The sequence below is a fragment of the Mangrovibacillus cuniculi genome (genome assembly GCF_015482585.1).
Taxonomy (GTDB): domain Bacteria; phylum Bacillota; class Bacilli; order Bacillales; family R1DC41; genus Mangrovibacillus; species Mangrovibacillus cuniculi.
In genome coordinates, this window is record NZ_CP049742.1 from 360,250 (window position 1) to 371,634 (window position 11,385).

The 11,385-nt window shown below is 39.8% G+C and carries 10 protein-coding genes; 9 read left to right on the plus strand and 1 reads right to left on the minus strand.

The window, feature by feature from the left end; translation table 11 throughout:
* Positions 1-160 precede the first annotated feature (160 nt).
* The 9 genes from G8O30_RS01755 (at position 161) to nikC (ending at position 9,784) form a co-directional block, all read left to right on the plus strand.
* Complete coding sequence (locus G8O30_RS01755) at positions 161-475, plus strand: gamma-type small acid-soluble spore protein (protein WP_239673303.1); 315 nt, start codon at positions 161-163, stop codon at positions 473-475.
* A gap of 370 nt (positions 476-845) precedes the next feature.
* Positions 846-1,121 (plus strand): YgaB family protein, encoded by a 276-nt coding sequence (locus G8O30_RS01760; RefSeq protein WP_239673304.1) that lies wholly within the window; start codon positions 846-848, stop codon positions 1,119-1,121.
* Between the two features lie 137 nt (positions 1,122-1,258).
* Positions 1,259-1,789, plus strand: coding sequence for a nucleoside tri-diphosphate phosphatase (gene ntdP, locus G8O30_RS01765; protein WP_239673305.1), 531 nt, complete (start codon positions 1,259-1,261; stop codon positions 1,787-1,789).
* A 97-nt stretch (positions 1,790-1,886) separates the two neighbouring features.
* On the plus strand, positions 1,887-3,629 hold the full coding sequence (locus G8O30_RS01770) for an ABC transporter ATP-binding protein (protein ID WP_275576509.1): 1,743 nt from the start codon (positions 1,887-1,889) through the stop codon (positions 3,627-3,629).
* A gap of 512 nt (positions 3,630-4,141) precedes the next feature.
* On the plus strand, positions 4,142-5,125 hold the full coding sequence (locus G8O30_RS01775) for an ABC transporter ATP-binding protein (protein ID WP_239673306.1): 984 nt from the start codon (positions 4,142-4,144) through the stop codon (positions 5,123-5,125).
* Complete coding sequence (locus tag G8O30_RS01780) at positions 5,122-6,102, plus strand: ABC transporter ATP-binding protein (protein WP_239673307.1); 981 nt, start codon at positions 5,122-5,124, stop codon at positions 6,100-6,102. The genes G8O30_RS01775 and G8O30_RS01780 overlap by 4 nt, the downstream gene beginning before the upstream one ends.
* Positions 6,103-6,199: 97 nt before the next feature.
* Positions 6,200-7,816, plus strand: a complete 1,617-nt coding sequence (locus G8O30_RS01785; RefSeq protein ID WP_239673308.1) for an ABC transporter substrate-binding protein — start codon at positions 6,200-6,202, stop codon at positions 7,814-7,816.
* 71 nt (positions 7,817-7,887) lie between these two features.
* Positions 7,888-8,892, plus strand: a complete 1,005-nt coding sequence (locus G8O30_RS01790; RefSeq protein ID WP_239673309.1) for an ABC transporter permease — start codon at positions 7,888-7,890, stop codon at positions 8,890-8,892.
* 10 nt (positions 8,893-8,902) lie between these two features.
* A complete protein-coding gene (gene nikC / locus G8O30_RS01795) occupies positions 8,903-9,784 on the plus strand; it encodes a nickel transporter permease (protein WP_239673310.1) in 882 nt (293 codons plus the stop codon).
* A gap of 401 nt (positions 9,785-10,185) precedes the next feature.
* Here the strand turns inward: nikC and G8O30_RS01800 are convergent, their stop codons facing one another.
* Positions 10,186-11,274, minus strand: coding sequence for an FUSC family protein (locus tag G8O30_RS01800; protein WP_239673311.1), 1,089 nt, complete (start codon positions 11,272-11,274; stop codon positions 10,186-10,188).
* Positions 11,275-11,385: the final 111 nt, after the last annotated feature.

An 11,385-nucleotide genomic window follows, 5' to 3' on the forward strand; every position in this document is an offset into this window, starting at 1 on the left:
TTAGCCACGTGATGTGGCTTGCTTTTAGATGAGTCTCCTTTCACAAGTTAAATGATTAATAAAGATAAAAATAAATACCAAAACAACCCAAATAAATTTAAATAAAGAAGGATAATCACTCTCATAGGGGGACATATTAATCTTCGTGGAGGTGATAACAATGGAAAACAACTACAAACAAACTCAATCTGGTACAAACGTTGAGAAAGTGAAGCAACAAAACGCTGCTTCTACACAAGGACAAGCACAAGCTAATCAACAATACGGTGCTGAGTTCGCTTCTCAAACAGACGTTCAAAAAGTGAAGCAACAAAACGCTGCTTCTGCTCAAGGACAAGCGCAAGCTAAGCAACAGTATGGTGCTGAGTTCGCTTCTCAAACAGACGTTCAAAAAGTAAAAGAGCAAAACCAACAAGCTGAAGCTAAAAAAGCTCAGAATTCTGGTGCTCAAAACAACCAACAAAATAAATATTAATATGAAGTAAAAAAAAGCCAAAACTATTCGAGTTTTGGCTTTTTTGTCACGTGATCAGTAACAACTCATCGTTGACCACGTGTTGTGGTCTGTTCTTAGATTAGTATCCTTACTAAGGTTCCTAGCTAGCCGTTAGATAAGTATCCACCCTTACGTCTTAGCTACAAATGAATATCTACGCATTACAGAAACACTTCACCAACACTCCTCATACACCAATTCTCTTATCGACAGAAATCATGATTCTCCGTCAGATTTTTTACTCATGACGCACAATTTATCGAAAAGTCGACGCGTGGTTAGCAAAGGAATTTAGTTGTACAAACAAGAATGGTAGTAAGGAGAATACTTGACCGAGGAGGAACAAAAGATGAGTGCATTTCAAAAAGTAGTGTCAGCGCAAATGGAAACGATGTCACAATTATTGTATTTACAAGGAGAATTAGAAAGATGTCAAGAAGTAGAAAAACAACTTTCTGAGATAAATGAGGCAGACGAATTGGGGGAAGTACAAAACGAAATTAATTTAATGAAGGAAGAACTGCGATTAATTCAACAAGAATTTGAGGAACAAACTGCCTTAGTTATTGAAACATATAAAGAGTTAAATCAAGAAAAAGAACATGAAATAACTGTAAACTATTGAAATTGATAATGTTCTTTAGTTTTAAATTGCATAATAAACCGTTATAATAGAAAGGACACGTTAGAGTATAGGATAAATTTGGCAAGGTTGTAAGTGTAACGTTTGCAGAAGTCGAAAAACAGAAAGTAGGAGGTTGTATGTGGATTCCCACCGAAGGAGAAGGTACACAAATTCAAAGTTATAAACATAATGGGAATATCCATCGTATTTGGCAAGAAACCACTGTTCTAAAAGGGTCTCGTCGTATTATTATTGGCGGAAATGATCGTACAATGGTAACGGAATCGGATGGTCGTACCTGGATTACTAGAGAACCTGCAATATGTTATTTCCATGCCGAGCATTGGTTTAATATTATTGGAATGCTAAGAGAAGATGGAATTTATTATTATTGCAATTTAAGTTCACCATTTGTGTACGACAAGGAAGCAATAAAATACATAGACTATGACTTAGACATTAAAGTGTATCCAGATATGACATTTACATTGTTAGATGAAGATGAATATGAGCATCATCGTCAACTAATGGGATATCCCGATGTAATTGATCACATTTTACGAAGAAATGTGGACAAGTTAATTCGTTGGATACGCCAGCGCAAAGGACCTTTTGCTCCAGACTTCGTGGACAATTGGTATGAGCGCTATTTGACGTATCGTAAATGAAAAGAAAGGTCAGACTAAATTTAGTCCGGCCTTTTTATCTGTTATAAAACCAAGACGAAAAACGAATTGTTTTGCAGCAAGAAAGGAGTGTCTAGGTTTGAGTAGTGTAAAGAGATATATGACCTTTGTCCGTCCATACCGATGGGCAATTGCATTGACATTAGTAATAGGTATTGTGAAATTTGTTATCCCGCTATTATTGCCATTACTTATTGCATATGTAATTGATGATATAGTGTTATCAGAAATATTGACGGCAGATGAAAAGCTATCAAAAGTAGCCTGGGTAATGGGTTCAGCTGTTGTGATTTATTTAGTAGTGAGACCACCTGTTGAATATTATCGACAGTATTTTGCTCAGTGGACAGCAAGCAAAATCTTATATGATATAAGAGAGAGAGCATATGGACACCTTCAACAATTAAGTTTTCGCTTTTATGCCAATAACAAGGTTGGAGAAGTCATTTCACGAGTTATTCACGATGTAGAGCAAACAAAAAACTTTGTTGTCACAGGCCTAATGAATGTGTGGCTTGACATTGCGACGATCATCATTGCTATAGGAATTATGTTTACTTTAGATGTCCCTTTAACGTTTGTAGCGATTATTTTATTCCCTTTATACGGGGGCTCTGTAAAGTATTTCTTTGGTCGTTTACGTTCCTTAACAAGAGTTCGTTCACAAGCGTTAGCTGATGTGCAAAGTCATTTGCATGAGCGAGTGAGCGGTATGGCAGTAGTAAAAAGTTTTGCGATTGAAGAGCATGACCAACGTCAATTTGATGAGCGAAATGATACTTTTTTACACAAAGCATTGGATCACACGCGTTGGAATGCAAAAGCGTTTGCAGTGGTAAATACGATTACAGACATTGCTCCATTGTTGGTTCTAGCTGTTGCAGCCTATCAAGCAATTCAAGGCAGCATTTCTGTGGGAGAAGTAGCAGCATTTTTAGCGTATATTGAAAGACTGTATAGCCCGTTACGTAGATTGGTTAATTCTTCGACTACTTTGACGCAATCTATCGCTTCCATGGATCGTATGTTTCAGTTATTTGATGAGCCATATGATATTGAAAATAGCCCGAATGCAAAGGCGCTACCGAGAACGAAGGGAGAAATCATCTTTGACCATGTTTCTTTCCGTTATAACGACGAAGATGATGATACGTTAAAAGATGTGCATTTGCATGTGAAGTCTGGAGAAACGATTGCTCTTGTCGGAATGAGCGGAGGCGGGAAGTCGACGATCGTTAGTCTTCTTCCACGTTTCTATGATGTAACAGATGGGAAGATACTCTTAGATGGAGTGGATATTAAAGAGTATGATTTGACTGACTTGAGGAACCAGTATGGTATTGTGCTACAAGATACCATTTTGTTTAGCGATACGATTAAAGAGAATATCAAAATCGGTAAGCCTGGCGCTTCTGATGAAGAAGTTGTGGCTGCTGCGAAAGCCGCAAATGCTCATACATTTATTGAAGGATTAACAAATAGTTATGATACGCAGGTTGGAGAACGAGGTGTCAAACTTTCTGGCGGCCAAAAGCAACGAATTGCGATTGCGAGGGTATTTTTAAAGAATCCACCAATTCTTCTGTTGGATGAAGCGACTTCTGCATTAGATGTGGAAAGTGAAAAGTTAATTCAAGATGCTTTAGAGGAATTAGCAAAGGATCGAACCACTTTTATTGTAGCCCACCGATTATCAACAATTGCACACGCTGATCGCATTGTCGTTTTAGAACACGGAAAAGTAGTGGAAATGGGAACACATGATGAATTGATTCGAAAAGATGGTGCTTTCCACCGTTTGTTACAACAAAGCCAAGTATAAAAAGAAGCCGTCTGAAGAGAAGATAACTCTGCTCTTTGGGTGGCTTTTTTGCTTTGAGATGAAAAAATGTCTTGCGGTATAGCAGAAGAGAGAAAAACGGTTTCAGGTATACCGCAGGAGCGTCTTGCGGTATAGCAGACGATAGAAAAACGGTTTCAGGTATACCGCAGGAGCGTGCTGCAATATAGCAGAAGAGAGAAAAACGGGTTCAGGTATACCGGTGGAGCGTGCTGCGGTATAGCAGAAGAGAGAAAAACGGGTTCAGGTATACCGCAGGAGCGTGCTGCGGTATAGCAGAAGAAAGAAAAACGGTTTCAGGTATACCGCAGGAGCGACTCGCGGTACACCAGCCGAGTGAAAAGCAATTCCAGGTATCTAACGAAAATCAGCTTAATGGGTAAATAGACTCCTATCCATAAAATCCCACACATATTTCCGCTATCCCCCTCATATAGTGACCATAATCCAAACAAGTGGACAAGTGTCTGCTGTGGTTAAGAAGGAGGAGCATTATGTCAGTTCCTGTTTTAGAAGTTAAAAGCTTATCTACCTCATTTTTCACAGACAAAGGAGAGATTCCTGCAGTTGAAGATGTTCATTTAACTATTCATGAAGGAGAGGTCGTTGGGATCGTAGGGGAATCAGGTTGTGGAAAAAGTGTGACATCCCTTTCCATTATGAGACTCGTCCCGCAGCCTCCTGGAAAAATAAAAGAGGGATCATCCATTTCTCTGCTAGGAAAAGAACTAACAACATTAAAAGAAAAAGAAATGCGGAAAGTAAGAGGTAACGATATCGCAATGATTTTCCAAGAACCGATGACATCTCTAAACCCGTTGTTCACAATTGGAGATCAATTAGACGAGGTGTTAACGATTCATCGATCTTTATCCAAACAAGAAAGAAAAAACAGAGCAATCGACATGTTAAAACTTGTGGGGCTGCCGCGAGCAGAAGCACTCTTAAAAGATTACCCCCATCAACTATCAGGTGGGATGCGTCAGAGGGTCATGATTGCCATGGCTTTACTCTGTGAACCCAAACTCTTAATTGCCGACGAACCGACTACTGCTCTTGATGTAACCATCCAAGCACAAATGATGGACCTCATGAAAGAACTAAATCAAAAATTAGGAACGGCAATCATGTTAATTACACATGACTTAGGTGTAGTGGCTGAAACGTGTGACAGAGTTATTGTCATGTATGCGGGTCAAGTAGTAGAAGAAGCAACCGTAGAGGAGTTGTTCCGTAACCCGCAGCATCCATATACGCAAGGCCTACTTTCCTCGATACCGGATATGCGAGAGAAAAAAGAGCGGTTGTACTCTATTCCAGGTACGGTACCAATTCCAGGCTCCATTAAAATAGGTTGCCGATTTGCAGACCGTTGTCCAAAAGCTACGACAGAGTGCAGTGAAAATAACCATGATCTACGCGCGATTGCAGAAGGCCACTTAGTTCGTTGTTTAAAAGCAGAGGAGGCATTGGTATGAGTAAAACTCCACTGTTAACCGTTAGAGAGCTAACGAAACATTTTCCTATTACAGGTGGAATCCTTGGGAAAACGATTGGACAAGTACAAGCGGTCAATCATGTATCGTTTGACGTATATAAAGGAGAGACGTTTAGTCTTGTTGGAGAAAGTGGCTGCGGAAAATCCACAACAGGACGAGCACTACTGCGATTACATGAACCTACGTCTGGAGAAATTATTTTTCGAGATGCAAATCTTACAGATCTAAAAGAGTTAGAGGTTAGAAGAATGAGAAGAGATATGCAGATGGTTTTCCAAGATCCGTACGCTTCGTTAAACCCAAGGCATACGATTGGAAAGATACTAGAAGAACCATTAATTGTTCATAAAATTTATGATACGGCAAAAGAACGAAAAGAAGCAGTTGCGAAAATATTGGAGACTGTTGGATTACGTAGAGAACACGCTTCTCGTTATCCTCATCAATTTAGTGGTGGGCAACGTCAACGGATTGGCATTGCTCGTGCATTGATGACGAAACCAAAGCTTATCGTATTAGACGAGCCGGTATCTGCACTAGACGTATCTATCCAAGCCCAAATATTGAATTTACTGGAAGACCTTCAGCAAGAATTTGATTTAACCTACGTGTTTATTGCACATGACTTAGGTGTAGTGCGCCATATTTCTGATCGTGTAGGAGTAATGTATTTAGGAAATCTAGTAGAACTTTCTGGAGCTGAAGAGTTGTATGCATCACCATTGCATCCATATACGCAAGCGCTGTTATCATCTGTTCCGATTCCAGATCCTACTGTTCGGAATGAACGAAAGCGTGTGACCATTAAAGGTGATATCCCTAGTGCATCCAATCCGCCATCAGGCTGTGTGTTTCATACGAGATGTCCCTTGGCAACGGAACGGTGTAAGAAAGAGATTCCTAGCTTTAGAGAAGTGAAAGATAGGCATTACGTCGCTTGTCATGAAGTAAATTAATTAAACTATTTCTCACTTTAAATGCATGAAGAAAGAATTACAAGCATATTTCATAGAGTAAGAGCTTGGGCTCTAAGATAAAAGGGGGTCTTTATTAATGGCAAAACGTTCATGGCTTTGGTTCATCTCTGCACTACTCGTTTTATCTATCGTTTTAGCTGGTTGTACTGGTGGGGATGACAAAGAGGAAGAGAAACCAACAGATGATCCTGGAGACGTAACGACAGAAGAACCTGCTGAAGAAACACCACAAGTATTAGTCTTCGGACGTGGAGGAGATTCTGTATCTTTAGATCCATCTCAAGCAACGGATGGAGAATCATTTAAAGTAACGAAAAATGTATTTGAAACGTTGATTGAATTTGGTGAGCAAGATACAGAACTACACCCTGGACTTGCGACAGAGTGGTCGAATACAGAAGACGGTTTACAATACACACTTAAATTAAGAGAAGGTGTCACGTTCCACGATGGCACACCTTTCAATGCGGAAGCGGTTGTTTTCAACTTTGAAAGATGGAAAGGTGGAAGTAAAGAGCAATTCTACTACTATAATTCTCAATTTGGAGAAGTAATTAGCGAAGTAGTAGCAGACGATGAGTACACTGTAACATTTAAGCTAACTCGTCCTCTAGCTCCTTTCTATAAAAACTTAGCAATGTCACCTTTCGCGATTGCTTCACCAGCAGCAATAGAGCAATTCGGAGATAAGTTTAACGAAAATCCTGTGGGAACTGGTCCATTCGTATTCAAAGAGTGGAAGCGTAATGACCGTATTACAATTGAAAAGAATCCTAACTACTGGGAAGAAGGTTTACCGAAACTTGATACAGTTATTTTCCGTGCGATTCCTGACAACTCTGCACGTGTAAATGCTTTAGCAACAGGTGAAGTAGATCTTATTGACGGTGTGAACTACAGTGACGTTCCTACTATTGAAGGGAACAGCGAGCTTCAAATGTTCTATCGTCCTTCTATGAACGTTGCATATGTTGGCTTAACAAATACTCGTGGTCCTTTACAAAATAAATTAGTTCGTCAAGCGCTTAACTATGCTGTAGACAAAGCATCCATCATTGATGCGTTCTATGCAGGTGCAGCTGAACCAGCGAAAAACCCAATGCCACCAGTAATTGCTGGATATAATGATGCGTTGGAAGGATACGAATATAATCCTGAAAAAGCAAAAGAACTTCTTGCGGAGGCAGGATTTGAAGATGGCTTTGAAATGGAACTTTGGGCAATGCCAGTTGCACGTCCTTATATGCCAGATGGACAAAAGGTTGCAGAAGCCCTACAAGCAAACTTTGCTGCTGTTGGTGTAAATGCAAAAATCACTTCATATGAGTGGGCTACTTATTTAGAAAAAGCTCGTAACGGAGAAGCTGATTCCTTCTTACTAGGATGGACTGGAGACAATGGAGATGCAGATAACTTCCTTTATGTGCTACTAGATCAAGATAGCATCGGAAGTAATAACTACGCTCAATATCAGAATCAAGCAGTACATGATTTACTAGTAGAAGCACAATCCACTCCTGATCAAGCAAAACGTGAAGAGCTTTACAAGCAAGCACAAGAGTTAATTCACGAAGATGCTCCATGGATTCCACTTGTTCACTCGAACCCAGCATTAGCAGGTAAAGCTGGTATCTCTGGATTTAAAGCTCATCCAACTGGGTCCGATGTGTTAGCAACAGTTGAAATGAAATAAAGCAAAAGAAGAGAGGGACTCGTCTCTCTCTTTTTTTCTAAAATTGTTAATGAAGGAAAGGGGGAAAATGGATGTTTTCCTACACCTTAAGAAGACTAGGTATGCTAATTCCTGTTTTACTCGGACTAACATTAATCGTCTTCTTTATGATTCGTGCAATTCCAGGTGATCCTGCTGAACAGATCCTTGGACAAGCTGCCACAAAAGAAGCTATTACAGAGCTGAATGAATCTTTAGGATTAGACAAGCCTTGGTATACACAATATGTCTATTATGTTGGGGACTTACTCACAGGAGACTTAGGTGAATCGTTACGAACGAAGTCTGCTATTTCAGAAGAGATATGGCCATACCTTGCTGCAACAATGGAGTTAACATTTTGTGCAATGTTTATAGCAATTGTTATTGGAGTGAATGCAGGCATTATTTCTGCTTGGTTCCAGCGATCTTGGTTTGACTATACTGCTATGTTACTAGCTTTAATTGGTGTATCCATGCCAATTTTTTGGCTAGGATTGATGGAACAGTGGATTTTCTCCATTCAACTAGATTGGTTGCCGACTTCAGGACGAGAAGATGTGAGGAATCCGGTGGAGGCAATTACCCATTTGTTTTTAATTGATACAGCCATTCAAGGCGAGTGGGCTCAATTTCAAACTACTATAAAACATCTGATTTTACCTAGTGTTGCATTAGCAACAATACCTATGGCAATTATCGCAAGAATTACTCGTTCCTCTATGTTAGAAGTCATGAAATCCGATTACATCCGAACGGCTCATGCGAAAGGATTAAGAATGTTTTTTGTTGTGTACAAGCATTCATTAAAGAATGCAGTTATTCCTGTATTAACTATTATTGGTCTTCAAACTGGTTTGCTATTAGGCGGAGCAATTTTAACGGAGACCATCTTCAGTTGGCCTGGTATTGGTCGTTATATCTTTGAAGCTATTAATTTTCGAGACTATCCAGTTATTCAATCAGGTATTTTAATCGTTGCAATTATCTTTGTCACCATCAACTTAATTGTGGATTTACTCTATGCAGTCATTGATCCACGAATTAAGTATCGATAGGGGGGAGAGTATGACTACTTTAACCGCAAAAATTACAGCTGGGAAACCAGAGTCTCCTTGGATGGAAGCGTGGAGGAGATTTAGGAAAAATAAATTAGGTCTAGTTGGTGCAGGGATTGTCTTATTTTTTATCTTGGTTGCTTTATTCGCACCGCTATTAGCAGCAGAAGGAATAAATGATCAAGATTTCTCTAACAGATTACAAGCACCTTCTAGTGAACATTGGTTTGGTACAGATGATTTTGGTCGTGATATTTTATCGCGGGTTATTCATGGTGCTCGAATTTCTCTATGGGTAGGGACATTCTCCGTAATTGGTTCTGTTATTGTCGGTTGTACACTTGGTATTATTGCAGGGTATTTTGGAAGATGGATTGATACCATTATCTCGAGGATATTTGACATTATGCTAGCATTCCCTAGTATTCTTTTAGCTATTGGAATTGTTGCGGTTCTTGGACCATCTTTACAAAATGCGTTGATAGCGATTGCCATCATTAATATCCCAACGTTTGGTCGACTCATTCGGTCGAGAGTATTGAGTGTAAAAGAAGAAGAATACATTACAGCAGCGAAGGCACTCGGGATGAGCCATACGAGAATTTTAGTTCAGCATGTGTTGCCGAATAGCTTAGCACCAATTATCGTGCAAGGTACGCTGGCTGTCGCAACGGCTATCATTGAAGCAGCTGCACTCGGATTTTTAGGGTTGGGAGCGGAACCGCCAAATCCAGAGTGGGGAAAAATGCTATCGGATGCAAAAATGTACATGCTGCAAGCTCCTTGGATGATGGTCTTCCCAGGAATAGCGATTATGCTGACAGTTCTAGGCTTCAATTTAATGGGTGATGGCCTGCGTGATGCGCTGGATCCGAAGATGAAGGATGTTTAATGGCGATTTTGGACGGAAGATGTTCTCTACTTTAGAGATGTTATGATGTGAGAACCTCCATGTGGATGAGACGGTCGTTAAAAGAGTGAAATCCAAAATAGAGACCCGTCGGAAGCGGGAGGCGGTCGTCAAAAGGATGTAAAGCTAAAAGAGAGACCCGTCGGAAGCGGGAGATGGTCGTCAAAAGAGTGAAAAGCAAAAAAAGAGAACCGTCAGAAGCGGGAGGCGGACGTCAAAAGGATGAAAAGTTAAAATAGAGAACCGTCGGAAGCGGTAGACGGTCGTCAAAAGAGTGAAAAGCAAAAAAAGAGAACCGTCGGAAGCGGTAGACGGTCGTCAAAAGAGTAAAAACCAAAAAAAGAGAACCGTCTACAACTCATAGACGGTTCTCTTTATTCTTTTCATCGTTCATCCTCAATCTCATCCAGGCGAACGGTATTTTCTTTTTGATGATACGTCTGGAAGCTGTTAATCAACTTCTCTAAATGAACTAAGTTCTCTTCGTACTCTAAGATATCTGATATCAAATGTAAGAAGTGGTACGTTTCCACTTCTTCACACGCCTGATCTTGTTTTACTTGATGTAAGAAACGCCCTACTAGCTCTTTTCTTTGAGGAGCTTCGGTGCTTTCTGTCTCCAATTCCACATTCGGTCTAATCTTACCAGCGAATTTTAAAAGTAACTGTTCGTGATAAGTGATGAGTCCGTCCAGTTGACCTTGAAGTTCTAACTGCGTTTCTTCCGGAAGGTGTTGGAAATCATTATCAAATCGATGTAAGCGACGAAGTATATTTAAAGATCTTCTAGTAGTAGAAATCATTTGTCTGTATATAACTAACTTACGAGTTTTTAAAACTTCTTTAGAACGGAAGTAGTTCCGCTCTTCTTTGTACATTAAGTAAAGTTGGTCTAACTTCATTAATCTCTCTTTTATACGTTCAATGTCTTTCTTTAAAAGCGTATGCTCTGAGGCATGGCGTGTGCTTAAACGAATCCATTTTAGCGTATCTTCTGTCACGCTAACTGTTTTATGATAGAGCTTTGTTTCATACTTCGGTGGGATAAAAACTAAATTCACCGCAAAGGAAGAAAGGACTCCTAACATAATAGTAGCGATTCGAATAAAAGCAAATTCAATAAAATGTTCTCCAGGCTCTTGCATAATAGCCATAATCGTAACGAGTGCTAAACCAATGGTCGACTCAATACGAAGCTTTAAAATAATCATAATCGCTATAATTGCTGCAAGTCCGATAATGAATACATGGTTACCAAACAGCATCACAAAGATAACTGCGATAGCACCACCAATAATGTTAGCTTGTAACTGCTCAATTACAGATAAATAACTACGGTAGATGGTCGGTTGTATGGCAAAAACGGCTGCGATTCCAGCGAAAATAGGGGAGGGTAAGTTAAGTAATTCCGCTAACGTTAACGCTAGTACGATGGCAATCCCCGTTTTTAATACCCGAGCTCCAAGTTTCATGAGTATAAATAAACCTCGCTTTGCTTCTAGTCTTGAAAAGTGAGAGAACACTAGTCAAGTAATTTGTTTCAACCTTATAGTACTATACATTCCTTGTCAATGTAGTGCAAG